This is a genomic window from Hydrogenophaga sp. FG152 (assembly GCF_057809615.1).
Genome location: NZ_JBMDKH010000001.1, coordinates 485923 through 509870, shown reverse-complemented (window position 1 = coordinate 509870; position 23948 = coordinate 485923). Strand labels below are relative to the sequence as shown.

24 protein-coding genes, 1 other RNA gene and 1 riboswitch are annotated in these 23948 nt (G+C 71.6%); of the genes, 5 read left to right on the top strand and 20 right to left on the bottom strand.

The features are described 5' to 3' along the window. Positions 1 to 4: 4 nt before the first annotated feature. The 20 genes from ACODTB_RS02465 to ACODTB_RS02370 all read right to left on the bottom strand — a co-directional run bounded on the left by ACODTB_RS02465 (position 5) and on the right by ACODTB_RS02370 (position 21215). The gene (locus ACODTB_RS02465) at positions 5 to 1225 is read right to left on the bottom strand and encodes an aminotransferase class I/II-fold pyridoxal phosphate-dependent enzyme (protein WP_291111274.1); all 1221 of its coding nucleotides are present in this window, start codon (positions 1223 to 1225) and stop codon (positions 5 to 7) included. Continuing rightward, the gene (gene bioD / locus ACODTB_RS02460; RefSeq protein ID WP_291111276.1) at positions 1209 to 1892 is read right to left on the bottom strand and encodes a dethiobiotin synthase; all 684 of its coding nucleotides are present in this window, start codon (positions 1890 to 1892) and stop codon (positions 1209 to 1211) included. Before bioD ends, ACODTB_RS02465 begins: the two co-directional genes overlap by 17 nt. After that, on the bottom strand, positions 1882 to 3264 hold the full coding sequence (gene bioA, locus ACODTB_RS02455) for an adenosylmethionine--8-amino-7-oxononanoate transaminase (protein ID WP_291111278.1): 1383 nt from the start codon (positions 3262 to 3264) through the stop codon (positions 1882 to 1884). The genes bioD and bioA overlap by 11 nt, the downstream gene beginning before the upstream one ends. Positions 3265 to 3275: 11 nt before the next feature. Beyond that, on the bottom strand, positions 3276 to 4328 hold the full coding sequence (bioB, locus tag ACODTB_RS02450; RefSeq protein ID WP_291111280.1) for a biotin synthase BioB: 1053 nt from the start codon (positions 4326 to 4328) through the stop codon (positions 3276 to 3278). A 70-nt stretch (positions 4329 to 4398) separates the two neighbouring features. After that, positions 4399 to 5196, bottom strand: a complete 798-nt coding sequence (locus ACODTB_RS02445) for a CbtA family protein (RefSeq protein WP_291111282.1) — start codon at positions 5194 to 5196, stop codon at positions 4399 to 4401. 123 nt (positions 5197 to 5319) lie between these two features. Then, positions 5320 to 5505: a CbtB domain-containing protein gene (locus ACODTB_RS02440; protein ID WP_291111284.1), complete on the bottom strand. Its 186-nt coding sequence runs from the start codon at positions 5503 to 5505 to the stop codon at positions 5320 to 5322. 91 nt (positions 5506 to 5596) lie between these two features. Then, entirely contained in the window at positions 5597 to 5989 is a 393-nt protein-coding gene (locus ACODTB_RS02435) for a DUF1636 domain-containing protein (RefSeq protein ID WP_291111286.1), read from the bottom strand. Positions 5990 to 6005: 16 nt separating this feature from the next. Beyond that, positions 6006 to 6689 carry a vWA domain-containing protein gene (locus tag ACODTB_RS02430; protein ID WP_291111288.1) on the bottom strand — a complete coding sequence of 228 codons (684 nt, stop codon included), beginning with the start codon at positions 6687 to 6689 and terminating at the stop codon, positions 6006 to 6008. Next, positions 6686 to 7738: a magnesium chelatase ATPase subunit I gene (locus ACODTB_RS02425; protein WP_291111290.1), complete on the bottom strand. Its 1053-nt coding sequence runs from the start codon at positions 7736 to 7738 to the stop codon at positions 6686 to 6688. Before ACODTB_RS02425 ends, ACODTB_RS02430 begins: the two co-directional genes overlap by 4 nt. After that, a complete protein-coding gene (gene cobN / locus ACODTB_RS02420; protein ID WP_291111292.1) occupies positions 7735 to 11520 on the bottom strand; it encodes a cobaltochelatase subunit CobN in 3786 nt (1261 codons plus the stop codon). Before cobN ends, ACODTB_RS02425 begins: the two co-directional genes overlap by 4 nt. A gap of 1 nt (position 11521) precedes the next feature. Then, positions 11522 to 12586 (bottom strand): cobalamin biosynthesis protein CobW, encoded by a 1065-nt coding sequence (gene cobW / locus ACODTB_RS02415; RefSeq protein ID WP_291111294.1) that lies wholly within the window; start codon positions 12584 to 12586, stop codon positions 11522 to 11524. A gap of 14 nt (positions 12587 to 12600) precedes the next feature. Beyond that, complete coding sequence (locus ACODTB_RS02410; RefSeq protein ID WP_291111296.1) at positions 12601 to 13425, bottom strand: ABC transporter substrate-binding protein; 825 nt, start codon at positions 13423 to 13425, stop codon at positions 12601 to 12603. 8 nt (positions 13426 to 13433) lie between these two features. Continuing rightward, complete coding sequence (gene cobO, locus ACODTB_RS02405) at positions 13434 to 14003, bottom strand: cob(I)yrinic acid a,c-diamide adenosyltransferase (RefSeq protein WP_291111298.1); 570 nt, start codon at positions 14001 to 14003, stop codon at positions 13434 to 13436. Between the two features lie 25 nt (positions 14004 to 14028). Further along, a complete protein-coding gene (locus ACODTB_RS02400) occupies positions 14029 to 14790 on the bottom strand; it encodes an ABC transporter ATP-binding protein (protein WP_291111300.1) in 762 nt (253 codons plus the stop codon). Continuing rightward, positions 14787 to 15791 (bottom strand): FecCD family ABC transporter permease, encoded by a 1005-nt coding sequence (locus ACODTB_RS02395; protein ID WP_291111302.1) that lies wholly within the window; start codon positions 15789 to 15791, stop codon positions 14787 to 14789. The genes ACODTB_RS02400 and ACODTB_RS02395 overlap by 4 nt, the downstream gene beginning before the upstream one ends. Next, complete coding sequence (locus ACODTB_RS02390) at positions 15788 to 16672, bottom strand: ABC transporter substrate-binding protein (RefSeq protein WP_488929074.1); 885 nt, start codon at positions 16670 to 16672, stop codon at positions 15788 to 15790. Before ACODTB_RS02390 ends, ACODTB_RS02395 begins: the two co-directional genes overlap by 4 nt. Further along, positions 16669 to 17223 carry a bifunctional adenosylcobinamide kinase/adenosylcobinamide-phosphate guanylyltransferase gene (locus tag ACODTB_RS02385; protein ID WP_291111304.1) on the bottom strand — a complete coding sequence of 185 codons (555 nt, stop codon included), beginning with the start codon at positions 17221 to 17223 and terminating at the stop codon, positions 16669 to 16671. Before ACODTB_RS02385 ends, ACODTB_RS02390 begins: the two co-directional genes overlap by 4 nt. Beyond that, positions 17216 to 18037, bottom strand: a complete 822-nt coding sequence (locus ACODTB_RS02380; protein ID WP_291111306.1) for a cobalamin-binding protein — start codon at positions 18035 to 18037, stop codon at positions 17216 to 17218. Before ACODTB_RS02380 ends, ACODTB_RS02385 begins: the two co-directional genes overlap by 8 nt. Further along, positions 18034 to 19353 carry a cobyrinic acid a,c-diamide synthase CobB gene (locus ACODTB_RS02375; RefSeq protein ID WP_291111416.1) on the bottom strand — a complete coding sequence of 440 codons (1320 nt, stop codon included), beginning with the start codon at positions 19351 to 19353 and terminating at the stop codon, positions 18034 to 18036. The genes ACODTB_RS02380 and ACODTB_RS02375 overlap by 4 nt, the downstream gene beginning before the upstream one ends. Further along, the gene (locus ACODTB_RS02370) at positions 19353 to 21215 is read right to left on the bottom strand and encodes a TonB-dependent receptor domain-containing protein (protein ID WP_291111307.1); all 1863 of its coding nucleotides are present in this window, start codon (positions 21213 to 21215) and stop codon (positions 19353 to 19355) included. The genes ACODTB_RS02375 and ACODTB_RS02370 overlap by 1 nt, the downstream gene beginning before the upstream one ends. A 78-nt stretch (positions 21216 to 21293) precedes the next feature. Next, positions 21294 to 21549: riboswitch (cobalamin riboswitch) on the bottom strand. A 49-nt stretch (positions 21550 to 21598) separates the two neighbouring features. Between ACODTB_RS02370 and ACODTB_RS02365 the strand changes: the two genes are divergently transcribed. From ACODTB_RS02365 to ACODTB_RS02345, 5 genes are all read left to right on the top strand, one after another. Further along, complete coding sequence (locus tag ACODTB_RS02365; RefSeq protein ID WP_291111308.1) at positions 21599 to 21838, top strand: DUF904 domain-containing protein; 240 nt, start codon at positions 21599 to 21601, stop codon at positions 21836 to 21838. Next, positions 21835 to 22218, top strand: coding sequence for a cell division protein ZapA (locus ACODTB_RS02360; RefSeq protein ID WP_291111310.1), 384 nt, complete (start codon positions 21835 to 21837; stop codon positions 22216 to 22218). Before ACODTB_RS02365 ends, ACODTB_RS02360 begins: the two co-directional genes overlap by 4 nt. Before the next feature lie 73 nt (positions 22219 to 22291). Further along, positions 22292 to 22471, top strand: a non-coding RNA gene (gene ssrS, locus ACODTB_RS02355) — 6S RNA. 2 nt (positions 22472 to 22473) lie between these two features. Continuing rightward, positions 22474 to 23289 carry a sulfite exporter TauE/SafE family protein gene (locus ACODTB_RS02350; protein WP_291111312.1) on the top strand — a complete coding sequence of 272 codons (816 nt, stop codon included), beginning with the start codon at positions 22474 to 22476 and terminating at the stop codon, positions 23287 to 23289. A 243-nt stretch (positions 23290 to 23532) separates the two neighbouring features. Next, positions 23533 to 23940: an SWIB/MDM2 domain-containing protein gene (locus ACODTB_RS02345; protein ID WP_297401076.1), complete on the top strand. Its 408-nt coding sequence runs from the start codon at positions 23533 to 23535 to the stop codon at positions 23938 to 23940. Positions 23941 to 23948: the final 8 nt, after the last annotated feature.

The window sequence follows — 23948 nt, the reverse complement described above, 5'->3', positions numbered from 1 at the left end:
AAGCTCATGCCGGCAGCGCCGCCGTGGAGGCGGCGGCGATCCGCAGGGCGCGCAGCAGCGCGTCGATGTCCGCCGGCTGGTGCGCGGCCGAGAGCGCGATGCGCAGCCGCGCGGTGCCTGCGGGCACGGTGGGCGGGCGGATCGCGGGCACCCACAGCCCTTGTTCGCGCAGCACGGCCATCACGGCCAGTGCGGCGGCGTTGTCGCCGATCACCAGCGGCTGGATCGCGGTGGCCGAGGGCATCAGGGCCCAGCCGGCCGCGTCGAGCACGGCATCGGCCCCCGGTGCCAGGCCTTCGCGCAACTGCGCGATGAGCGCCTGCAGATGCCGCCGGCGGCGTTCGCCGTCGGGCCCGAGCACGCAGCGCAGGCCGGCGCGCACCGCCTCGGCCAGCAGCGCGGGCGCGGCCGTGGCGTAGGTGTAGCTGCGGGTCTTCTGCAGCAGCCACTCCACCAGGCGATCGGGGCCGGCCACGAAAGCACCGGCCACGCCCAGGGCCTTGCCCAGCGTGGCCATGTAGAGCACCCGCGGCGAGGCCTGCGGGCCGGTCAGTTCCGCAGCGGCCAGGGCGCCGCGCCCTTGTGGCCCGAGCACGCCGAAGCCGTGTGCGTCGTCCAGCAGCAGCAAGGCGTCGTGCCGTTCGCACAGCGCGTGCAACGCCGCGATGTCGGCGACGTCGCCGTCCATGCTGAACACCGCGTCGCTGATGACCAGCTTGCGCCGCGCCGGGCTGGCTGCCAGCAGCGCGTCGAGCCGCGCCAGATCGGCATGGGGGTAGCGGTGCACCGTGGCGCGAGACAGGCGCGCGCCGTCAATCAGGCAGGCGTGGTTCAGCGCGTCCGAAAACAGGGCATCGCCCTCGCCCACCAGGGCCGGCACGATGCTGGCGTTGGTGGCGTAGCCGGCGTAGAAATAGAGCGCGCGCGGCAGGCCCACGGCCTGGGCGAGTTCGCGCTCCAGCGCCGCGTTGGCCGCGCTGTGGCCGCTGACCATGGGCGAGGCACCGGACCCCACGCCGTAGCGGTCCACGGCGGCGTGCACCGCTTCGCGCAAGAGCGGGTCCTGCGCCAGACCGAGGTAGTCGTTGCTGCAGAAGGCCAGCAGCGATTCCCCATCGACGCACAGCCGCGCGCCCTGCTGCGGCACCACCTCGCGGCGGCGGCGGCGCAGCGACTGCGCGTCCAGCGCGGCCAGGCGCTCGTCGAATTCATCCAACCAGGTCATGGGGCAGCTCCAGCGCAATGTCATGGGCCTTCGGGGCGGCGGCCTGCCAGGGCACGCGGCCCAGCAGCGGTGCCGGCAGCCAGCGGCGCAGCGTCTCGATGTTCTCTTCGCGGCAAGGCATGTCGGGGTCGATGGCGTTGGCCACCCAGCCCGCCAGGATAAGGCCGTCGGCGCGGATGGCCTCGGCCGTGAGCAGCGCGTGGTTCAGGCAGCCCAGGCGCAGCCCCACCACCAGCACCACCGGCGCACCGATGGCGCGCGCGAGGTCGGCCAGGGTTTCCTCTTCGTTGACCGGCACGCGCCAGCCGCCCGCGCCTTCGACCACCACCACGTCGGCGTGCGCACGCAGCGCGCGGTGCGCGGCCAGCAGTTCGGCCACGGTCACGGTGCGGCCCGCGCGCTCGGCCGCGAGGTGGGGCGCGATGGCCTCGGGCAGGGCCACCGGGTTGTCGAGTTCGGCCGGCACCACCACCGTGGACGCCGCGCGCAAGGCCAGCACGTCTTCGCTGACCCATTGCCCCCGGTGCTCGATCAGGCCCGCCGCCACCGGCTTCATGCCGACCACGCGGCGGTGGTGCCGCGCGAGCGTGTGCAGCAGCGCGGCGCTGACCAGGGTCTTGCCCACGCCGGTGTCGGTGCCGGTGACGAAGCAGCCGTCAAACGCCATCGCGCACCTCCGCGATGCCAGCGGGGCTCGCACCGGTTGCCTCTTCCGCCAGCGTGGCTTCCAAGGCGGCCAGCGCGCCCCGCGCCAGCCAGTCGCTTTCGGCTTCGTCGATCACGTAGGGCGGCATGGCGTACAGCGTGTGCCCGATGGGCCGCAGCACCAGCCCGCGCTCCAGCGCGTGGCGGGCATAGCGGCGGCCGAAGTCGGGCAGGCTGCTGGCCACGTCCCACGCGAACACCATGCCCTGGCGGCGCGCGTGGCGCACACGTGGGTGCGCCGAGAGCGGTGCGAACTGCGCGGCCAGGCGTTCGGCGGTGGCCCCATTGCGCCGCAGCGCGTCGGTCTGCTCGAACAGGTCAAGCGTGGCCAGTGCGGCGCGGCAGGCCAGCGGGTTGCCGGTGTAGCTGTGCGAATGCAGGAAACCGCGCGCGACCTGGTCGTCGTAGAAGGCGGCGTAGACCTCGTCGGTGGTGAGCACCACCGACAGCGGCAGCGTGCCGCCGGTCAGCCCTTTGGAGAGGCACAGGAAGTCGGCGCGGATGCCGGCCTGCTGGTGCGCGAACAGCGTGCCGGTGCGGCCGAAGCCGACCGCGATCTCGTCCAGCACCAGGTGCACCTCGTAACGGTCGCACAGCTCGCGCGCGCGCCGCAAATAGTGGGGGTCGTGCATCGCCATGCCGGCGGCGCACTGGATCAGTGGCTCGACGATCAGCGCCGCCGTGTCCTCATGGTGTTCGGCCAGCCAGTCGGCCAGCACCTTGGCGGCGCGCTCGGCCACGTCGGCGGCGGACTCGCCCGGCAGCGCCGCGCGCGCATCGGGGCTGGGCACCGTGGCCGCCAGGCGCACCAACGGCGCGTAGGCCTCGCGAAAGAGCGCGATGTCGGTCACGGCCAGCGCGCCCACGGTCTCGCCGTGGTAACCGCCCGCCAGCCCGACGAAGCAGCTCTTGCCGGGCCGCCCCGCGTTGCGCCAGTGGTGCGCGCTCATCTTGAGCGCGATCTCGGTGGCGCTGGCGCCGTCGCTGCCGTAGAAGGCATGGCCCAGCCCGGTGGCCGAGGACAGGCGCTCGGACAGCTCCACCACCGGCGCGTGGGTGAAGCCGGCCAGCATCACGTGGTCCAGCCGGTTCAGCTGGTCCGTGAGCGCGGCGCGGATGGCGGGGTGGTTGTGCCCGAACAGGTTGACCCACCAGGAGCTGATGGCGTCGAGGTAGCGCCGGCCGTCGTGGTCGTGCAGCCAGACCCCTTCGGCCCGCGCCACCGGCACCAGCGGCAGGGCCGCGCCCTCGGGCGCGTGCAGCTTCATCTGGGTGCAGGGGTGCCACACCGCCGCGAGGCTGCGCTGGCGCCAGGTCTCGTTGAGCGAGGACATGCGCGGTGGCTTCAGTCGGCCGAGACGTGGCGCGGCCGCAGGCCCAGCTTGGCGAGAAGGCCCATGTCGGCCGCCACGTCGGGGTTGCCGGTGGTGAGCAGCTTCTCGCCGTAGAAGATGGAATTGGCGCCGGCCAGGAAACACAGGGCCTGCACCGCCTCGCTCATCTGCTGGCGCCCGGCCGACAGGCGCACCCGCGCGCGCGGCATGGTGATGCGCGCCACCGCGATGGTGCGCACGAACTCGAGCGGGTCCAGGTCGGGCTGATCGGCCAGCGGCGTGCCCTGCACTTTCACGAGGTGGTTGATCGGGACCGACTCGGGGTAGTCGGGCGCGAGGTTGGCGAGCTGGGCCACAAGCGCGGCGCGCTGCAGGCGCGACTCGCCCATGCCCACGATGCCGCCGCAGCAGACCTTCACGCCCGCGCCGCGCACGCGCGCCAGCGTGTCCAGGCGGTCCTGGTAGTCGCGCGTGGTGATGATCTCGCCGTAGAAGTCGGGCGCGCTGTCGAGGTTGTGGTTGTAGTAGTCCAGGCCCGCGTCGCGCAGGATCTCGGCATGGCCGTCGGACAACATGCCCAGCGTGGCACAGGCCTCCAGGCCCTCGGCTTTCACGGTGCGCACGAGTTCGGCCACGGCATCCACGTCGCGGTCTTTTGGCGCGCGCCAGGCCGCGCCCATGCAGAAGCGCGTGGCACCGGCCTGCTTCGCGCGCTGCGCGGCCTCGCGCACCGCGTCCACGCCCATGAGCTTGCCCGCGGTGAGGCCGGTGTCGAAATGCACCGACTGCGGGCAGTAGCCGCAGTCTTCCGGGCAGCCGCCGGTCTTCACCGACAGCAGCGTCGCGAGCTCGACCTCGGCGGGGTCGAAGTGTTCGCGGTGCACGGTCTGCGCGCGGTGCAGCAGATCGGAGAACGGCAGGTCGAACAGCGCCTGCACGTCTTCCACGCGCCAGGCGTCCGTGCCGGCGTCGGTGGCGGGCTGGGGCGCGGGCTTGGCGTGGAAATGCAGGGGCTGCGCGGCGCTGGCGGCCTGCGGCGGGGCGATGTCGGTGATGGTCGTCATGTTCATAGTCCTTTCGACTTAGGGGAGCGGTATTCTGCCTGTCCTCGCGGACAGGCAGACTGCCACCTCGTCAGGCCGCTTGCGGCAGCTTGCCGGCTTCGCCGAAGGTGGCGCGCAGGATCGGTTGCACCCAGCGCTGGAACGCCAGGCCTGCGGCCACGCCCATGCAGAGCCAGAAGGTCAGCGAGATCCAGGTGGTCGCCCAGACGAACTGGCTACCGAGGTCGCGCAGCGCAGCCTGTGCTTCACCCTGGAAACCGGCCAGCGGATCGGCGGTGATGTGCGGCGCACCCACCACATAAGGCAAGGCCAGCAGCGCGGCGGCGAGCAGCCAGCGCAGGGGGCTCTTGAAACCGGCCACGGAGGCACAGGCCAGCGCCGCGCTCACCGCGGCGAGGGTCCACCAGCCCTGGCGCGAACCCAGGCGGGCCGCGTCCATGCCGGGAATCTCGGCGTGCAGGCCGATGGAAGGCCAGAAGTGGAACACCAGCCAGCCGGCAGCGGCGGTCACCAGGGCCAGCGGCAGCGCGCGCAGCGTGGTGCCGCGCCACAGGGCCACGCCCATCACGGCGAACACCAGCAGCGCCATGCTGAAGGCGTGCAGCACGTTGGCGGCGAAGGTCCAGGCGGTGCGCTCGAAGCCGTCGGCCGGGGCCCACGCTTCGGCTTCCTCGGCCATCGCATGGCCTTCATGACCGGCATGGGCGTCGGCCGGTGCGGTGGTCGCGGGCGCTTCGATCTTCTGGTCTTCGTAGGCCTCGGCGGCCAGGATGATGGGCACGGCCTGCAGGTGCTGCACACCGGTCTGCACGATGCCCACGGCGAGGGCCACGGCGAGCCCGGCCCAGATCAGTCGTTGAAAAATCATGTTCAAACTCCAAAAAATGTCGAACAGGAATGGTCTATTCCAGAGGTGCCGCGGAACCGGCTCTGCCGGGCCGCAGGCGCCGCCCCCTTGAGGGGGTCGCGCGGAGCGCGGCGGGGGTGCGTCTCAATGGCAAGGCTTCACGGTGACGTGGCGCACGTCGTGCGCCGCGTTGTGCGCGACCGGGCTCTCGGCGAACGCCACACCGTAGAGAACCACCAGCCCGAGGGCGGCGGCGGCGGCCAGTTGCAGCAGCAGGCTGCGCACGGCGGACGTGACGCCCGAGGGCGCCGTGGTGCTGGTTCCAATCATGGGGTGCTCCATTTCAAGAAGGGTTGAGGCGTGCGGACAGGGAAGCCGGGGCGCCGCGCCTTTCGGCGCTCCGGCAGGAACAGGTGGGGGCTCATGGCTCCGCCCCCGTGAGGTTGGGGGGCAGGCGCGCGAGGATGCCGCTGCGCAGGCGCTCCGGCCGCGCGTTGCGCAGCAGGTTGCCGTCGCTCGCGGCCGCGTGCAGGCCGGCGCAGACGAGCACGTGCTCCGCCGTCTCGGCATCGGGCACCAGATCGCCGAACAGGTAGGTGTGTTTGCCCGGCGCCTGAAAGGCCACCGAGCAGGCGCGCGAGCAGCTGCTGAGGCAGGCCATGCCCCGCACCCGCACCAGGGGCTCGGCGTTGCGCCCTTGCACGGCCTGCACGGCCTCGAACAGCAGCGCGCCGGCCGCCGGCTCCTCGCGCGAAGCGCCCGGGGGCCGGCAGGTGGTGCAGACGATCACTTCGGTGATGGGTGTCAGGGACATGGTGTGGGCTGCGTGATCAGGCCGGCAGGCGGTGTTCGGCCTGCCAGCGCTCGGCCCAGGCCGCGCACCGGCCCAGGGGCCGCAGAGGGTCGTCGAAATCCACGACGACGATGTGGCCCGCCGAGCCGGGGGCCATGGGTTGTTCGAGCGTGCGGCCGTCGGTGAGCAGCCACAGGCAGTCGCCACCCGCCGCGCCGCGCTGCCGCTGCGTCTTGCGCAGCAGGCGATCGGCCTCGTTCAGGCAGGCCGACAGCGGTGTGCCGCCGCCGCCACCCACCGGCCGCACGCGCTCGCGGCCGGCCGCGCGGGCCGGGCCGGGTGGCAGCAACAGCTGCACGCCCTGGCCGCCGAAGCTCAGCAGCGCCACGTGGTCGCCGGCGCGCGCAGCCTGCTCGATCAGGCGCGCGGCATAGCCCTTGGCCCAGGCCAGCCGCCCGCCCCGGCGCATCGAGCCCGAGGTGTCGAGCGCGATCAGGTGCAGCGGGGGCGTGCGCGGGCTCACCGGCCGGTGGCGCAGGTGCACGGGCGCGAGGCGCTGCGACCCTTTGGCCTGCAAGGTGCGCAGCCAGTGAATGCCGGCGCCCGCCGCGTCGGCCGGGCGCACTGCGTGCCGGGCCAGGCCCGGTTTCGGGGAGAGGTTCGGGGCAAGCCACCGCCGGCCGCCGCTCGCCATGGGCGCGCGCGGGCCGGGGTGGCTCATGCTTTTTTTGGGGGCCAGGCCCCCGTGTGTTTCACCGACGCCATGGCCTCGGGCTGCGGCGGCAAGGCGCCCCAGTCGCCGTCGGGCTCGGTGCCGTTCGACGCCGCGGCGGCACCCTGCCCGCCCGCCGGGGCATGGGAAGGACGGGACATCGGCGGCGTGGCGCTGTCGGGCGCGCGGCGGTGTGCCAGCGCGAGTTCGGCCACCGCGTCCACATCGGCCACGCCCACGTGGTCGCGCTGCTCCAGCGCGGCCAGGGCGCGCGCGGCGCGCAGCATGACGAGGTCGGCGCGGATGCCGTCGACACCGGCGGCCAGGGCGAGGTGCGCGGCGTGCTGCACCACAGCGTCCGGCCACGGCAGCTGCGCCAGCGCGGCGCGCGCGGCGGCCAGCGTGGCCACCAGCCGGGACTGCGCGGCGGCGTGTTCGGCCAGCAGCGCGTGCGGGTCGGCGTCGAAGGCCAGGCGTGCGCGCACGATGGCCTGGCGCTGCGCGGCATCGTCGGGGTTGGCGAGCGCCACCGACAGGCCGAAGCGGTCCAGCAGCTGCGGGCGCAGCTCGCCCTCTTCCGGGTTCATGGTGCCCACCAGCACGAATTGCGCGGCGTGCTGGCGCGAGACGCCGTCGCGCTCCACCGTGTTCACGCCGCTGGCGGCCACGTCGAGCAGTGCGTCCACCAGCGCATCGGGCAGCAGGTTGACTTCATCGACGTACAGCACACCGCCGTGCGCGCGCGCCACCAGGCCGGGCGCGAGCCGCACCTGGCCGTCGCGCAGCACGTCTTCGAGGTTGAGCGTGCCCACCAGCTGTTCCAGGCTGGCCGCCAGCGGCAGCGTGACGAAGGGCGCCTGCGGCAGCAGCGCGGCCAGCGCGCGCGCCGAGGTGGACTTGGCCGTGCCGCGCGGCCCGCTGATGAGCACGCCGCCCATGCCAGGGTCGATGGCGGCGAGCAGCAGCGCGCGCTGCAGCGCGTCGTGGCCGACCAGGGCGGTGAAGGGAAAGGTGGCGTGGGACGCCGCGTGCAGTTCGGGCAAGGCGGTGTTCGTCATTTCAGGGGTCCTTCTTCCAGTGCGTGTTCGAGCGCCAGCAGGTGCTGTTCGATGCGTTCCCGGTGCTCGCCCGGCTCGGCCCACAGGCCGCGCTGCATGGCTTCGAGCAGGCGCTCGCCGATGCCGCGCAGGGCCAGCGGGTTGTGTTGTTGCAGGAAGGCGCGCGTGGCGTCGTCGTGCAGGTAGGCCTCGGCCACCAGCGCGTACTGGTGGTCGCCGACCACGCCGGTGGTGGCGTCGAAGGCGAACAGGTAGTCCACCGTGGCGGCGATCTCGAACGCGCCCTTGTAGCCGTGGCGTTTCACACCGTCGATCCACTTGGGGTTGACGGCGCGCGAACGCACCACGCGGGCCACTTCCTCGCCGAGCGTGCGCACGCGCGGCGCGCCGGGCGTGCTGAAGTCGCCGTGGTACAGCGCGGCGCTCGCGCCGCTCAGGTGCTGCACGGCCGAGGCCATGCCGCCCTGGAACTGGTAGTAGTCGTCGGAGTCGAGGATGTCGTGCTCGCGGTTGTCCTGGTTGTGCAGCACCGCGTCCACGCGCGCCAGGCGCTGCTCGAAGGCCTCGCGCGCGGCCGTGCCGTGGCCGTCCTGCCCGTAGGCGAAGGCGCCCGCGCGCAGGTAGGCCTGCGCGAGGTCGGCGTTGCCGCTCCAGCGCCGGCTGTCGATCAGCTCCTGCAGGCCGGCGCCGTAGCCGCCAGGAGGCGGGCCGAACACGCGCCAGGTGGCGCGGCGTTGCGCGTCCTCGTCCGCCGCGCCGGCCGCCATGGCCTCCGCGGCTTCGCGCTGCACGCGCGCGCGGATCGGGTTCACCTCGTCCGGCTCGTCGTCCTGCGAAATCGCGGCGACGGCGCGCACCGCCGTGTCGAACAGGTCGATCACGTTGGGAAAAGCGTCGCGGAAGAAGCCGGAGACGCGCAGCGTCACGTCGATGCGCGGCCGGTTCTTGATGGCCATGGGCAGCACCTCGATGTCCACCACCCGGTGGCTGCCGGGCGCCCACTTCGGCCGCACGCCGAGCAGCGCGAAGGCTTGGCCGATGTCCTCGCCGCCGGTGCGCATGGTGCTGGTGCCCCACACCGAGAGGCCGACCGCCGTGGGGAAGCTGCCGTGGTCCTGCAGGTGGCGCTCGATCACACGGTCAGCCGCGAGCGCGCCCATGGCGTAGGCGGTGGGCGTGGGCACGGCGCGCGTGTCGACCGAATAGAAGTTGCGCCCGGTGGGCAGCACGTCGGGGCGGCCGCGCGAAGGTGCGCCGCTCGGGCCGGCGGGCACGAAGCGGCCTGCGAGGCCGCGCAGGAGCTGGCTGGTCTCATTCGGGCCGCAGGCGTCGAGCCGGGGCGCGAGGGTTTCGCGCATGCGATGGATCACCGGGGCCGTGTGCGGCCAGGCCTGCGCATCGAGCAGCGTCCCGTCCGCGCCCAGGTGCTTGTCGACGAGCGCGGCGGCCAGCCACTCCAGCCGCTCGCGGGTGTGGCCGGCGTGGCGCCAGGGCTCGTCGCCCATGGCCTGCAGCGCCTCCGGGCGTGGGCCGTTCCAGGCCTCGGCCCACTCGGGGCTGAGCGGGTCGAAGCCGTCCAGGCCCAGGTCGTTGGCCAGTGCCACCAGCAGGCTGCCCTGCCCCGCCGCCTGCCCGCCGGGGAAGCGCGCGAGCGCCACCAGGGTGTCGGTGCGCTGGCGGCCCTGCGGCGAGCGGCCGAGGATGTGCAGGCCGTCGCGGATCTGCGATTCCTTGATCTCGCACAGGTAGGCGTCGAGCTTCGCGAGCAGCTGTTCGCGCTGCGCCTCGTCGGCCGGCGGCTGGAAGCCCAGCTCGCGGTGCAGCTGGTGTTTCAGCACCTGCGCCAGGATGCCTTCGCGCAGCAGCCTGGCGCGGCGCGGGTCGAGCGCGAGCGCTTCGTAGAACTCGTCCATCTGGCGCTCGAGCTCCTGCAGCGGACCGTAGGTCTCGGCGCGCGTGAGCGCGGGCATGAGGTGGTCGATGATGACCGCCTGCGTGCGGCGCTTGGCCTGGCTGCCCTCGCCCGGATCGTTGACGATGAAGGGGTACAGGTGCGGCAGCGGGCCCAGCAGCACGTCGGGCCAGCAGGCCGCCCCCAGGGCCACGCTCTTGCCCGGCAGCCATTCGAGGTTGCCGTGTTTGCCCACGTGCGCCACGGCATCCACCGCGAAGGCGCGCCGCAGCCAGAAATAGAAGGCCAGGTAGCCGTGCGTGGGCACGAGGTCGGCGTCGTGGTAGCTGGCGACCAGGTCGAGGTCGCGCCCGCGCGCGGGCTGGATGCCCACGAAGACCTGGCCCAGGCGCAGGCCGGGCACCATGAAGCGGCCGCCACGCTGCATCGGGTCCTGCTCGGGCGCACCCCAGAGTGCGTTGACCGCGGCCTGGCTCTCGGGCGGCAAGGCCTGGAAGTCGCGCAGGTAGTCCGCCATGGCGAGGCTCTGGCCGGCCGGCCGGTGGTGATTGGCGTCGGTGTCGTTGGTGACGCCCTGCACCAGGCACGCCATGAGCGCATCGCCATCGGCCGGCAGCTCACCGGTGGAGTAGCCCGCGTCGCGCAAGGCGCGCAGGATGAGTGCGGTGGACGCGGGCGTGTCCAGGCCCACACCGTTGGCCAGCCGGGCGTCGTCGTTGGGGTAGTTGGCGAGGATGAGCGCGAGGCGCTTGTCGGCGGGCGGCTTGTCGCGCAGCGCGCACCAGCGGCGCGCGAGCTCGGCCACGAAGCGGATGCGCTCGGGCTCGGGCTGGTAGCGCACCACGTCCACCTCGGTGCGCTCGCAGCGCCAGGCCAGGCCCTTGAAGCTGATGGCGCGCGTGCCGATGCGGCCGTCCACCTCGGGCAGCACCACCTGCATGGCGAGGTCGCGCGGCGCGAGACCATGCGGGTCGGCCGCCCACTGTTCCTGCGAGCAGCCGGCGGTGATGAGCTGCAAGACCGGCGCGTCGCCGGCCAGCGCCACCGCCTCGGTGCTGTCGCCGTCGAGCGAGGCCACGGCGAAGCTGGTGGCGTTGAGCACCACGCCCACGCCACGCTCGGCGGCCAGGGCCTGCAGCTCGGCCAGGCTCTCGGGGTTTTTCAGGGAGTCCACCGCCACCGCGAGGGCGTTGAGCCCTTCCTCGGCCAGGGCGGCGAGCAGGGCGTCGAACACGGCGGTGTTGCCGGCCTGCAGGTGCGCGCGGTAGAACACCAGCAGCGCCACCGGCGCGCCATCGATCCAGGGCGCGGCGGCCTGCGGCGTGTAGGGCATCACCGGCGGCAGGGGCCGGGGCGGCGGTGGCTTCGGGCCCCGGCCAAAGGCCGCGTGGCCGATGAGCGAGAAGAAGGCCAGCGCGTTCTCGCGCCCGCCTTCGCGCAGGCAGCGCCAGAGCCGGTCGCAGTCCTCGGGCGCGGCGGTGCTGCGCATCAGCAGCTGCGGGTCCTGCGCGTTGTCGCCCGAGAACAGGGCCAGCCACTGGCCGTGTTTCGCCGCCAGCGAGACCGCCTGCTCCACCACGTAGGCCCAGTCGCTCGGCGCGCCCAGGTGGTCGATGACGACCACGCGCGCGTGGCGCAGCACGTCGTCCACGTACAGGTCGGTGGACGCGGGCTGGCGCAGCCACATCAGGTTGCACAGCCGCACGCTGGGGAAATCGCTGCCCAGGCCCGCGGCGGCGTCGGCCAGCAGCGAGAGCGTGGTATCGGCGGCGCTGAGCACCACGATGTCGCCGGGGGTCTGCTCCACGCGCACGATGCCCTGCCCGCCGTCTTCGACGTGGCCGCCCGGGCGTGTGGACAGGAGGTGCATGTCAGGCCACGCTGGTGTCGGTGCTCAGGGCCGACTGGAGTTCGTTCTGCAGCGTGTCGCGGTCGAGGTGGTCGCCGATGAACACCAGCCGCGTCGCGCGCGCGTCGTCGGCGCGCCAGGGCCGGTCGAAGTGGCTGTCGAAGCGCTGGCCCACGCCCTGCACCACCAGGCGCATGGCCGCGCCGGGCAGGGCCACGAAGCCCTTGACGCGGTAGATCTCGTGGCGCTGCACCAGGGCCACGAGCGCGTCCAGCAGGCGCTGGCGGTCTGCCACCTCCAGCGTGAGCGAGACCGAGTCGAACTCGTCGTGGTCGTGGTCCTCTTCCTCGTCGTGGTGGGTCTTGCGCTGGTCGATCACGTCTTCCACCGCGCGCTCCAGACCGAGCAGCACGCCCAGGTCCAGCTTGCCGTGCTGCGCATGCACCAGCTTCACGCCGGCCGGCGTCTCGGCGCGGATGATGGCCTCCACCTCGGCCAGCGTGGCGGCGTCCAGGCCATCGGTCTTGTGCACCACCACCAGATCGGCGGTGGCCAGTTGGTCCTCGAACAGCTCGGCCAGCGGCGAGTCGTGGTCCAGGTTCTCGTCGGCGCGGCGCTGCGCGTCCACCGCCACCGGGTCTTCGGCGAAGCGGCCGGCGGCCACGGCCGGGGCGTCCACCACGGTCACCACGGCGTCCACCGTGAAGGCGTTGCGCAGCGCGGGCCACTGGAAGGCCTGCACCAGCGGCTTGGGCAAGGCGAGGCCGGAGGTTTCGATGACCAGGTGGTCGATCTGGTCGCGGCGCGCGGCGAGCTGCTCCATCACGGGCGCGAACTCTTCCTGCACCGTGCAGCACAGGCAACCGTTGGCGAGCTCGAACAGCTGGCCGTTCTCTTCGCCGTTCTCGTCGCAGCCGATGCCGCAGCCGCGCAGCAGCTCGCCGTCGATGCCGAGTTCGCCGAACTCGTTGACGATGACGGCGATGCGCCGGCCCTGCGCGTTCGTGAGCAGGTGGCGCAGCAGCGTGGTCTTGCCGGCACCGAGGAAGCCGGTGACGATGGTGGCGGGGATCTTGCGGGTTTGCATCAGGGGTCTCCTATTCAGGGGCGAGGGGGCAAGGCGAGCAGGCAATCGACCAGCATCTGCGCGGCCTCGCCCAGGCGGGGACCGGGGCGCGAGAGCAGGTCCATTCGGTCGGCGTCGAGCTGGCAGACCTGCTGGCGGCGCAGCGCCTGCAGGCCGGCCCAGCCGGGGCGCTCGGTCATGCCCGAGAGCGTGGACTGGGGGCCGATGATCAGATCGGGCGAGCGGCGCACCACCATCTCGGGGTTGACGCGCGGGAACAGGCCGGCGTCGCCGCTCACGATGTTGACGAGGCCGAGCCGCGCCACGGTTTCGCCGATGAAGCTTTTGGCGCTGGCGGCGGTGGGACCGATGCCGACCTCCACATACACCGTGCGGCCGCGCAGGGACGCCGGCACGCGGCGCGCGGCGGCGTCGAGCTCCTGGTCGATGCGCCGCACCAGTTCGAGGGCGCGCGCCGTCTCGCCCAGCGACTGGCCGAGCGCGAGCAGCATGCGCTTGAGGTCGGCGTGGGTGCGCGCGTCGAAGGTCTGCACCGGCACGCCGAGTTCGGTCAGGCGCTCACCGGCGCGGCTGCGCGGCCCGAGCAGCACCATGTCGGGCCGCAGCGCCACGATGTGTTCGATCTGCGCATCGGCCAGGCCGCCGACCTTGGGCAGCTTGGACACGCTGCCCGGCCAGCTGGAATGGCGGTCGGTGCCGACCAGTTCGGCGCAGTGACCGAGCGCGCACACGGCCTCGGTGAGCGAGGGCGACAGCGTGACGATGCGGTGCTGCGCGAGCGCCGGCACGGCCATGCCGCCGAGCAGCCCCAGCATCGCCAGCGTTGGCACGGGCAGCATGGCGCCCATCAGTCTTCAATGCCTCGCTGTGCGGGAACGCCGGCCTTGAAGTGGTGCTTGATCAGCGTCATCTCGGTCACCGTGTCGGCCAGCTCGATGAGTTCGGCCGGCGCCCCGCGCCCGGTGAGCACCACGTGGACGTGCGGCGGTCGCTCGCGCAGGCAGGTCAGCACCGCCTCCAGCGGCACCCAGCCGTAGCGCAGCGGGTACATGATTTCGTCCAGCACCACCATGAAGTGTTCACCCGCGCGGATGGTGGCCTCGGCCTTGGCCCAACCGTCGAGCGCGAGTTCGGCCGAGTGGTCCAGGTCGCGGCTCTTCCAGCTGAAGCCGTCGCCCAGGCCTTCGATGGGAATGCCCAGCTGTTCGAACAGGCGGTGCTCGCCGAAGCGCGCCGAGGGCACCTTCATGAACTGGTAGACCTTGACCGCCTTGCCCCGGCCATGGGCGCGCAGCGCCAGGCCGAAGGCGGCCGTGCTCTTGCCTTTGCCGGTGCCGGTGTGGACGAGCACCAGGCCGCGCCGTTCACCTTGGGGTTTGGGGGTGTCGCGCAGGACGGGAGGGGCTTCGATCTGCATGGTGCGGGCTCCGTGAAAAAGAGGGTCAGCGGGGCAAGGCGACCCACTGGTCGCCCAGCGGGTGGATCGCGATGCGGTGGTCAAAGACCTGTTCGAGGGCCTGGTGGGTGGCCGCGTCGTCACAGGCGCCCTGGTGGTGCACGCGGCCCTGGGCCATCACCACCATCTGGTCGGCGTGCAGGGCCATGCCGATTTCGTGCAGCACGCTGACGACGGTCTTGCCCTGCGCCACCAGCTCGCGCACCAGCAGCAGCCAGTCGGCCTGGTGCGGTGGGTCGAGGTTGGCCAGCGGTTCGTCCATCAGCATCACCTCGGCCTGCACCGCGAGCAGGCGCGCCAGCAGCACGCGCTGGCGTTCGCCGCCGGAGAGCGCGCCCAGCGGGCGCTCGCGCCAGTCCCAGGCCTGGGTGGCGCGCAGGGCCTGCTCGACCGCGGCGCGGTCGGCCTCGGACGGCGGGGCCAGCCAGGGCTGGTGCGGCAGGCGGCCAAGCATGGCCACGTCCCACACGCTGAGGTCGTCGGCACCCTGCTCGCCCTGCCCGAGCCAGGCCAAGCGGCGCGCGCGCTCGCGGCCACGCCATTGCATCAGCGGGCGGTCCAGCAATTGCACCTCGCCGCTGTGCGGCAGCAGGCCGGCGAGGGTCTTCAAGAGGGTGGACTTGCCCGCGCCGTTGGGGCCGACCACGCTGGTCCAGCGCGCGGCGGGCAGGCTCACCTCGATGCCGTGCAGCACCGGCGTGCCGCCCAGCGCCACGCCGATGTTCCGGGCCTGCAGTGCGACCGTCACAAGCCACCTCCCGGCCGGCGGCGCCGGTGCATCAGCCACAAGAGGTAGCTGCCGCCCAGCACGGCGGTGAGCACACCCACCGGCAGCTCCTGCGGCGCGATGATCCAGCGCGCGAGCACGTCGGCGGCCATCAGCAGCAGGCCGCCCATCAAGGCGCTCAGCACGATCAGGCGGCCGTGCGTGGTCTTCACGATGGAGCGCACCAGGTGCGGCGAGGCCAGACCCACGAAGGCGATCAGGCCGGTCTGCGCCACGGCCGCACCGGTGGCCAGCGCCAGCACCGCCACCAGCACGGCGCGCACGGCCACCAGCGGCAGGCCCAGGCTGATCGCGGTGGCTTCGCCCAGCGCCAGGCCGTCGAGCACGCGGCCGAGCGAGGCGGCCACCAGCAGCGCGGCCAGCCCCATCGCGGCCATCACGCCGCAGGCGGCCCAGCCCACGAAACCGGTGCTGCCCAGCATGAAGCCCTGCATGGCCTGCAGGGTGTCGGGCGAGGCGATGGTGACGAGGTCGCGCGCGGCGCCCAGCACCACGCCCACGATCACGCCGGCCAGCAGCAGGCGCAGGGTGTGCTGCACGCCCTTGGCGAGCATGAGCGTGAGCACCACACCGACCACCGCACCGGTGAAGGCCGCGCCGGTCAGGCCCAGGCGCACGGCCCATTGGGTGGCGAAGGGGGTGGTGCCGAACAGGGCCAGCGCCAGGGCCACGCCGAGCGCCGCGCCCGAGGCGCTGCCCAGCAGATAGGGGTCGGCCAGCGGGTTGCGGAACAGGCCTTGCGCGACCGCGCCGGCCAGGCCGAGCAGGCCGCCGGCCACCCAGGCACCGAGCGTGCGCGGCAGGCGGATGTCCCACAGGATCTGCCAGGCCACCGGGTCGTGCCGTGCGTGCAGCACGCTGTCGAAGCCGGTGCTGCCCACGCCCGCGCCCAGCAGCAGCACCGCCACGGCCGCGATCAGCAGTGCGCTGCCGAGCCAGAGGCTGTGGCGGGCGCCGCTCACTTCAAGCCCTTTTCGGTGATGCAGCGCGCCATGAGGCGCGCGGCCTCGGCCATGCGCGGGCCCGGGCGCACCAGCACGTCGGACTCCTCGGCCGTGAAGACGCAGAGGCGGCGCTCGCGCAGCGCACGGATGCCGCGCCAGCCCGGCCGGGTTTCCAGGCCCTGGACGTTGCGCGAGCCGATCATGATGAGGTCGGGGTTGGCGCGCACCACGTACTCGGGGTTGACGCGCGGGAACGGCCCCAGCCCGGGCGCAACGATGTTCTGCACGCCCAGGCGCGCCATCATCTCGCCGATGAAGGAGCCGGTGCCGGCGGCGTAGCCCCCGGCACTCACCTCGTAGTACACACGCAGCTGGCGCGCGCCCGGCGGCAGCGACTGCGCCACCGCCGACACGCCGGCGTCGATCGCGCGCCAGATGCGCTGCGCATCGGGCACTTCCAGCAGCTGGCCCAGCTTGCCCATCACGCGCTGCGCGTCGGCCGAGCTTCGGGGCTCCATCGCCAGCACCTTCACGCCCAGCGACTCCAGCCGCTGCACGCCGCGCGACGAGGTGGCCATGAGCACCACGTCGGGCTTGAGGGCCACGATGGCCTCGATGTTGGGGTCGATGCCGCCTCCCACTTGCGGCAGGTTGCGCACGCTGGCCGGGTAGTTGGAATAGCGGTCCACCCCCACGAGGCGGTGGCACTGGCCCAGCTCGCACACGGTTTCCGTGAGCGAGGGCAACACGGAGACGATGCGCTGGGGCGATTGGGCCAGCGTCACCGTCACGCCCCGGTCGTCGGTCAGGGTCACATCGGCCGCGTGCGCCGCGCCACCGATCAGGCAGCCCAGGGCCAGAATGCGCCAGAAACGAAGGGACATGGATCGGACTTTCATTTCAGGGTCAGCGGCAGGCCCGCCGCCATCAGCGTGACGCGCTCGCAGGCGGCGGCCACGGCCTGGTTCAGGCCGCCAAGCGCGTCCACGAAGGCGCGCACCTCGCGGCCCATGGGGATCACGCCCAGGCCGATCTCGTTGCCCACCAGCACCACCGGGCCGCGCGCGGCGCCAATGGCCTGGCACAGGCTGCGCGTCGGCTCGCCGGGATCGGCCGCCGCGCCTTCGGCGGGCATCAGCAGGTTGGTCAGCCACAGCGTGAGGCAGTCCACCACCACCAGGGTGTGCGGCGCGCTGTGTTCGCGCAGGGCCTCGGCCAGGGCCCGCGACTCTTCCACCGTGGCCATGCCGGGCACGCGCTCGGCACGGTCGCGCTGGTGGCGCGCGATGCGCTCGCGCATCTCGTCGTCCCAGGGCTGGCCGGTGGCGATCATCACCGCGCGGTGATCGGGACTTTGCGCCAGCCACTGGCGCGCGAGCAGTTCCGCGCGGCGCGACTTGCCGCTGCGCTGGCCGCCCAGAATGAACTCGCTGCGGGCGATCTCAACCATGCTGCGCCATCCATTCGGTGACGATGCGGTGCAGCTGCGCCACGCCGTCGGTGAGCGCAGCCGGCCCGGGCTGCAGGATGTCGGCCGACTTGATCTCGAACAGCTGGCCGTGCTTCACCGCACTCACGTCCTGCCAACCGGCGCGCGCGGCCACCTTCTCGGGTCGGAATTTCTTGCCGCACCAGGAGCCGATCACGATGTCGGGGTTGCGGCGCACGATCTCGGCGCCGTCGGCAATGATGCGGTCCTTGCCCAGCGGCATGCGCGCGAGTTCGGGGAACACGTCGTCGCCCCCCGCGATGCCCATCAGCTCGGAGACCCAGCGGATGCCGCTGATGTGCGGCTCGTCCCACTCCTCGAAGAACACGCGCGGGCGGCGTTTGCCGCCGGCTTGCAGGGTTTGCACGGCGGCGCGCAAGCCGTCGAGCCGGGCCCGCGTGGCCTCGATCCAGGCCAGCCCTTCGTCGGCACAACCCACGATCGCCGCCACCTGGTACAGCATGGACAAAATCTCGTCCACGCTGCGCTGGTTGAACACCGTCACCTGCACGCCCGCGCGGATGAGTTCGGCCGCGATGTCGGCCTGCAGGTCGGAGAAGCCGAACACGCAGTCGGGTTGCAGCGCGAGGATCTTGTCGATCTTCGCGTTCAGGAAGGCGCTGACCTTGGGCTTCTCGTCGCGCGCGCGGCGCGGGCGCACGGTGTAGCCGGAGATGCCGACGATGCGGTGCTCCTGCCCGAGCAGGTACAGCCACTCGGTGGTTTCTTCGGTCAGGCAGACGATGCGCTGCGGGCCGAGGGATGCCGTGTTCATGGGGCAGCTCCTGCGAGAAACAGCGAGGCGGTGGCCGCCGGGCTGGACGGGAACCAGGCGTGGAAGTAACTGGCCTGCACCGGCCCCACACGGTACACGGCCTCGCCGGCACCGCCGCGCGCCGGCTCGGTGCGGTGGGCCGGCGCCAGCGCGGTCTCGCAGCGCGAGTAATGGAAGGTGTGGCCGCGCAAGGTGCCCGCCGGCAGCGCGAGTTGCTGCAGCCCCAGGGCCGCCAGCCGCTTCTGCATGAGCACCTGGCCTGGCAGCAGGCCCCAGAGGGCGACGGCCTCGCCGTCGCTGGACACGATGTGATCGAACAGCGGCATCATGCCGCCGCATTCGGCCCACACCGGCCGCCCGGCCTGGGCGTGTGCGCGCAGGCCGTCGCGGGTGCGGGTGGCCGCCGCCAGTGCGCCGGCGTGCAGCTCGGGGTAACCGCCGGGCAACCAGACCGCGTCGCACGCAGGCAGCGGCTCGTCGGCCAGCGGCGAGAAGAACACCAGTTCGGCACCGAGCGCGCGCAGCACATCGAGGTTGGCCGGGTAGATGAAGCAGAAGGCCGCATCGCGCGCGACGGCGATGGTCCGGCCGGCCAGCAGCGGCGGCTGGGCGGGCACGGCGGCGGGCGCCTCGAAGGCCACCGACCAGCGCGCCAGCGCGGCGCCGTCCATCTGGCCCAGGGGCGTGCGGGACAGCGCATCGGCGGCGGCATCGAGCCGGGCCAGCGCGTCGGGCAACTCGGCGGCCACCGTCAGGCCCAGGTGGCGTTCGGGCAATGAAAAAGTGGCGTCGCGCATGACCGCACCCAGGAACTGGGCCTCGTCATCGGCCAGCGCCTCGCGCAGCATCTGCGCATGGCGCTCGCTGCCCACGCGGTTGGCCAGCACGCCGGCCCAGGGCAGGCCGGGGCGGAAATGGCGCAGGCCAAATGCCAACGCACCGAAGGTGCCCGCCATGGCCGACGCATCGATCACCGCGAGCACCGGCAGGCCGAAGCGCTGCGCCAGGTCGGCCGCGCTGGGCTCGCCGTCGAACAGGCCCATCACCCCTTCGACCACGATCAGGTCGGCCTGCGTGGCCGCTTCGTGAAGGCGCGCTCGCGCATCGTGCTCGCCCGTCATCCACAGGTCGAGGTTGTGCACCGGGTGGCCGGTGGCGAGCGCGAGCCAGTGCGGGTCGAGAAAGTCGGGCCCGCACTTGAAGGCGCGCACGCGCCGGCCGGCGCGCGCATGCAGGCGCGCCAGTGCCGCGGCCACGGTGGTCTTGCCCTGGCCCGAAGCCGGGGCCGCCACCAGAATGGCCGGGCAATGCGCCATCACCGCTGCGGCGCCCACTTCAGGCCGATATAGAACGTCTGACCGGCGGTGGCGTAGCCGCGCGCGGTCTGGTAGTCCTTGTCGCCCACGTTGTCCACGCGCGCCAGCAGCGTCCAGTCAGGCCCCAGCCGGGTGCTGGCGTACAGGTTCACCAGCCCGTAGCCGTCCAGGCGCTGGGTGTTGGCGGCGTCGTTGTAACGGCGGCCCACCAGCTCCAGCTCGGACCCCAGCGTCCAGCCGGCCACTTGCGTGTCGGCGCTCAGCTTGGCCATCTCGCGCGGCCGCCGTGCCAGTTCCTTGCCGGTCGCCAGGTCCTTGGGGTGTTGCAGGTCGAGCGAGCCGTTCAGCCTCACCGCCCCCACCTGCCCGCCGGCCTCCACCGTGATGCCCGAATACTCGGCGCGGGCGGTGTTGGCGTAGCAGCCGGGGAACGCGCCCGTCCCGTTGATGCAGGCACCGGCCCCGCCCACGTAGGTGATCAGGTCGGACACCTTGTTGCGGTAGGCCACCACGCTGAAGAGGCTGCTGCCGACCTCGCGCTTCAGGCCCACTTCGACGTTGCGCGAGGTTTCCGGGCGCAGCGAAGGCACGCCGTAGATGCTGAAGCGCTGGTACAGCGTGGGCACGCGGAAGGCCGTGCCCGCCGAGGTCATGACACGCCAGCCCGGCGCGAAGGCATAGGCATAGGCCGCGCTGCCGGTCGACTTGGCGCCGAACTCGCTGTCGTCGTCCTGGCGCGCGTTGAGTTGCAGCGTGTGTTTGCCCTCGCGCCAGCCATAGCCCAGTGCCAGTGCGTTCTGATGCCGGTTGGTCGCGGCGGGCCGGGTCTCGGCGTTGTCGAAGCGGTCCTCGCGCCGCTCCAGCGTCGCCGTCAACTGGTGCGCGCCGAGCTGCCAGCGGTTCTGCCACAGGTAGTTGCTCAGGCGGGTCTTGGACACGTAGGGCGAAGGCCGGGTGGCGTAGCGGTCGGTGCCTTGCGTGACACCGACCTGCGTGCTGTACACCTCGCTCCAGCGCGCCGACCAGGTCAGGCCCAGCGTGTTCACCTCGCTCAGCGCGTGGTCGTCGCGGCGCGGTGTGGTCGAGTCGTACTGCGCATCCAGGTCGCTGGACAGCAACGTGGCCTCCAGCCGGTGGCCGGGCGCCACTTTCAGACCCAGGCGGGCCGATGCCGAGGTGCTGCGAAAGCCGTCGTGGTCCGGGTTGGCCGAGGGCTGCGCGTTGAAGCCGTGGCTGGTTTCGCGCGTGACGCCGAAGGCGTAGTCGAAGTCGCCGGCGGCGCCGCTGAAGGAGGCATCGAGCTTGGCCGTGCCCTGGTTGCCGAGACCGAACTCGATCGAGGGCGTGAAGCCGCCCTCGCCCTGGCGCGTGAAGATCTGGATCACGCCCGCCATGGCGTCCGAGCCGTAGACCGCCGCCGCCGGGCCGCGCAGCACTTCGATGCGCTCGATGCGCGACAGCGGGATCGCGCTCCACGATGCGCCGCCGCTGCCGCCCTGCGACTCGATGCGCACGCCGTCCACGTAGACAGCGGTGAAGCGGGTTTCGCCGCCGCGGACATAGACGCTGGTGGTGGCGCCCGGGCCACCATTGCGGCTGATGGAAATGCCTGGCACCCGGGCCAGCACGTCGGCCAGACCGGTGGCGCCGCTGCGCTCGATGGCCGCGCGGTCCAAGATGGACACGTCGGCAACGACGTCGGTCAACGGCTGCTCGACGCGGGTGGCCGTGACCACTGTTTCCTTCAGGGTGGCGTCAGCGGGGGAGGAAGAAGTTTGTGCGCAGGCGACGGACGAGCCAAAGCCCGCCAGCAACGCCAGCGGTAGCACGGCCAGGGGCGCGCGCAGGGTGCGATTTTTCATGATGAAGAAACAGACAGGAGACCCTCACCATCTTCCCCGACGGTGCATGGGCATCACGGTGGAGCGCCTGTCGCCAGACGCACCACCACCTTGTTGGCCGGTATCCGGGCTGACAGACCGACCTCCATCGCCTTCCCAGATGACACGGTGTGTCGTCCAGTGGCTGTCGGATGGAGGCTGAGGACCGTTCGCGCACGCGCTCATGGCCACTCGTCTGCTTACCGTTGCGGGGGCAGCGCAGGTTAGGTCCCATCCCTGGGGTGTGACCCTCCTGCTTCCCGTTGAACTGCGGCATGTGAACCACACCGCGAGCACCAACAACCGGCATTCTACGGCGCGCGCACCCGGGGCAACCCTACAATGTGAAAACTTCGAGTCCCACCATGGCCGATCCCAAGCACTTTGATCAGATCACCGAACGTGTCGAGCGCCTGTTGCTGCGGCACGAAGAACTGCAGCGCACCAACAGCCTGCTGGTGGAACAGGTGCATGCGCTGCAGGCCGAACGCGACTCGCTCAAATCCAGGTTGATGGCCGCCCGCGCCCGCATTGATGCCTTGTTGGATCGCCTGCCACCCGGCATGACCGATGCCACTCCAGACACCCGCAAGGAAAGATCATGAGCAAGCCCGGCAGCAAACAGATTGAAGTGCAGATCATGGGCCAGAGCTACCTGCTCTCGTGCCCACCGGGTGGCGAGGCCTCGCTGCTCGACGCGGTGGAGCGCGTGGACACCGCCATGTGCCGCATCCGCGATGCGGGCAAGGTGAAGGCGCGCGATCGCATCGCGGTGCTCGCCTCGCTCAACCTCGCGTTCGAACTCTCGCAGAAGGAAGCCGAGAGCTTCCAGGCCTCGTCGTTCGGCCAGCCCGAGCCGAGCGCGTTCGCCGAAGCCGGTGGCGGCTTCGAGAGCGAGCCGCTCGACCCCCAGACGCAGGCCCGCGTGGAAGAGCTGATGCGCCGCCTGGACCAGACGCTCGACAAGGACGGGCGCCTGCTCTGACGCGCCGCCGGTCACTGCGCGCGAATATATCGACCGATGGTCCTCGTGGGCCGCATGCAGCGCCTACAATTTGAACTGTCTGCAGTGCGCGCCGGGCTTTATATTTCCTTGAACCAATGCTCATAGAGCCCGGGCTTGGTACATTGCGTGGCTGGTGCGAGCGTCTCGCGTCAGACGAACCCGAAGCCCCGCTGCCCTCGCCCACCTGAACCCCGGTTCAGGATGCCGGTCCGGCGGCACTTGCAGACACCTTTCATGCCTCTAGACCCCCTCCTGATTCTCGAGTTGGCCGCGCTCGGCCTGGGCACCGGATTCCTGGCCGGCTTGTTGGGCATCGGTGGAGGCATGCTGATGGTGCCCTTCATCACCTTCATCCTCGCGGGACGCGGTGTGGAAGCGGATCTCGCGGTCAAGATGGCCATCGCCACCTCCATGGCCACCATCATCTTCACGTCCATCTCCAGCGTGCGCGCGCACCACAAGCGCGGTGCCGTGCGCTGGGACATCGTCAAGGGCCTCGCCCCCGGCATCGTGCTGGGCTCCGCCATCGCCAGCCTGGGCATCTTCGCCTTGCTCAAGGGCTCATGGCTTGCGCTGTTCTTCGCGGCCTTCGTCGGCTTCTCGGCCACACAGATGCTGCTCGACAAGAAACCCAAGCCCACGCGCACCCTGCCCGGCACCCCGGGCCTGGTGGGTGCCGGCGGCGTCATCGGCATGCTCTCGGGGCTGGTCGGCGCGGGTGGCGGTTTTGTCAGCGTGCCCTTCATGACCTGGTGCAACGTGAGCATCCACAACGCCGTGGCCACCAGCGCGGCGCTCGGTTTTCCCATCGCGCTGGCCAACGCCGTCGGCTACGTGATCGCAGGCCAAGGCCTGAAGGATCTGCCGGCCGGCTCGTTCGGCTACATCTACCTGCCTGCGCTGGTGGTGATCGCGCTCTTCAGCGTGTTGATGGCGCCGGTGGGCGTGAAGGCGGCGCATGCGCTGCCGGTGAAATCGCTCAAGCGCGTGTTCGCCGGCCTGCTGTACATGCTCGCCACCTACATGCTCTACAAGGGCATCACCGCCTGATCGAGGCACGAAGCCAGCCGCCGTGAAGCCGGCAAAAACGCCCTCCCGCCAAGGCACTGAGCGGCCTCCTCGCGAGGAAGTGTTGTTTTCCCCGCCAAAAACCCGCGTCTCCCCTGCGCAAAGCTTGAAAAAAGCGCGTTCTCCACCTTGGATTGCGGGTGCATCTCCATTAGCATGCGAGACACCAGTGAGAAAGCGCGTTTTCCGCTGGCGAATCGTCAACTTCTAGAAGGAAATTCAATCATGGCAACTGCGAAAAAAGCGCCCGCTAAAAAGGCGGCACCGGCCAAGAAGGCCGCTCCTGCGAAGAAGGCCGCTCCGGCCAAGAAGGCAGCCCCTGCGAAGAAGGCCGCTCCGGCCAAGAAGGCAGCTCCTGCGAAGAAGGCCGCTCCGGCCAAGAAGCGCACCCCCAACGCCGCGTTCATGAAAGCGCTGACCCCCAGCGCCGCTCTGGCCGCCATCGTGGGCAGCTCGCCCCTGCCGCGCACCGAAGTCACCAAGAAGATCTGGGACTACATCAAGAAGAACAAGCTGCAGGACTCGGTCAACCGCCGCATGATCAACGCCGACGCCAAGCTGAAGGAAATCTTCAAGAAGGCCCAGGCGTCCATGTTCGAAATGACCAAGCTGGTCAACGACCACCTGAAGTAAGCCTTCCT

What these genes read in the sequence shown, in the direction of transcription:
- ACODTB_RS02380 (WP_291111306.1), bottom strand. Translation starts at nt 18,037, where the DNA reads ATGAACACGGCATCCCTCGGCCCGCAGCGCATCGTCTGCCTGACCGAA.
- ACODTB_RS02435 (WP_291111286.1), bottom strand. Translation starts at nt 5,989, where the DNA reads ATGTCCCTGACACCCATCACCGAAGTGATCGTCTGCACCACCTGCCGG.
- ACODTB_RS02430 (WP_291111288.1), bottom strand. Translation starts at nt 6,689, where the DNA reads ATGAGCCACCCCGGCCCGCGCGCGCCCATGGCGAGCGGCGGCCGGCGG.
- ACODTB_RS02370 (WP_291111307.1), bottom strand. Translation starts at nt 21,215, where the DNA reads ATGAAAAATCGCACCCTGCGCGCGCCCCTGGCCGTGCTACCGCTGGCG.
- ACODTB_RS02445 (WP_291111282.1), bottom strand. Translation starts at nt 5,196, where the DNA reads ATGATTTTTCAACGACTGATCTGGGCCGGGCTCGCCGTGGCCCTCGCC.
- ACODTB_RS02345 (WP_297401076.1), top strand. Translation starts at nt 23,533, where the DNA reads ATGGCAACTGCGAAAAAAGCGCCCGCTAAAAAGGCGGCACCGGCCAAG.
- bioB (WP_291111280.1), bottom strand. Translation starts at nt 4,328, where the DNA reads ATGACGACCATCACCGACATCGCCCCGCCGCAGGCCGCCAGCGCCGCG.
- bioD (WP_291111276.1), bottom strand. Translation starts at nt 1,892, where the DNA reads ATGGCGTTTGACGGCTGCTTCGTCACCGGCACCGACACCGGCGTGGGC.
- ACODTB_RS02375 (WP_291111416.1), bottom strand. Translation starts at nt 19,353, where the DNA reads ATGGCGCATTGCCCGGCCATTCTGGTGGCGGCCCCGGCTTCGGGCCAG.
- ACODTB_RS02385 (WP_291111304.1), bottom strand. Translation starts at nt 17,223, where the DNA reads ATGGTTGAGATCGCCCGCAGCGAGTTCATTCTGGGCGGCCAGCGCAGC.
- ACODTB_RS02425 (WP_291111290.1), bottom strand. Translation starts at nt 7,738, where the DNA reads ATGACGAACACCGCCTTGCCCGAACTGCACGCGGCGTCCCACGCCACC.
- ACODTB_RS02360 (WP_291111310.1), top strand. Translation starts at nt 21,835, where the DNA reads ATGAGCAAGCCCGGCAGCAAACAGATTGAAGTGCAGATCATGGGCCAG.
- bioA (WP_291111278.1), bottom strand. Translation starts at nt 3,264, where the DNA reads ATGTCCTCGCTCAACGAGACCTGGCGCCAGCGCAGCCTCGCGGCGGTG.
- ACODTB_RS02350 (WP_291111312.1), top strand. Translation starts at nt 22,474, where the DNA reads ATGCCTCTAGACCCCCTCCTGATTCTCGAGTTGGCCGCGCTCGGCCTG.
- ACODTB_RS02390 (WP_488929074.1), bottom strand. Translation starts at nt 16,672, where the DNA reads ATGAAAGTCCGATCCATGTCCCTTCGTTTCTGGCGCATTCTGGCCCTG.
- ACODTB_RS02410 (WP_291111296.1), bottom strand. Translation starts at nt 13,425, where the DNA reads ATGCTGCCCGTGCCAACGCTGGCGATGCTGGGGCTGCTCGGCGGCATG.
- cobO (WP_291111298.1), bottom strand. Translation starts at nt 14,003, where the DNA reads ATGCAGATCGAAGCCCCTCCCGTCCTGCGCGACACCCCCAAACCCCAA.
- ACODTB_RS02365 (WP_291111308.1), top strand. Translation starts at nt 21,599, where the DNA reads ATGGCCGATCCCAAGCACTTTGATCAGATCACCGAACGTGTCGAGCGC.
- cobN (WP_291111292.1), bottom strand. Translation starts at nt 11,520, where the DNA reads ATGCACCTCCTGTCCACACGCCCGGGCGGCCACGTCGAAGACGGCGGG.
- cobW (WP_291111294.1), bottom strand. Translation starts at nt 12,586, where the DNA reads ATGCAAACCCGCAAGATCCCCGCCACCATCGTCACCGGCTTCCTCGGT.
- ACODTB_RS02440 (WP_291111284.1), bottom strand. Translation starts at nt 5,505, where the DNA reads ATGATTGGAACCAGCACCACGGCGCCCTCGGGCGTCACGTCCGCCGTG.
- ACODTB_RS02465 (WP_291111274.1), bottom strand. Translation starts at nt 1,225, where the DNA reads ATGACCTGGTTGGATGAATTCGACGAGCGCCTGGCCGCGCTGGACGCG.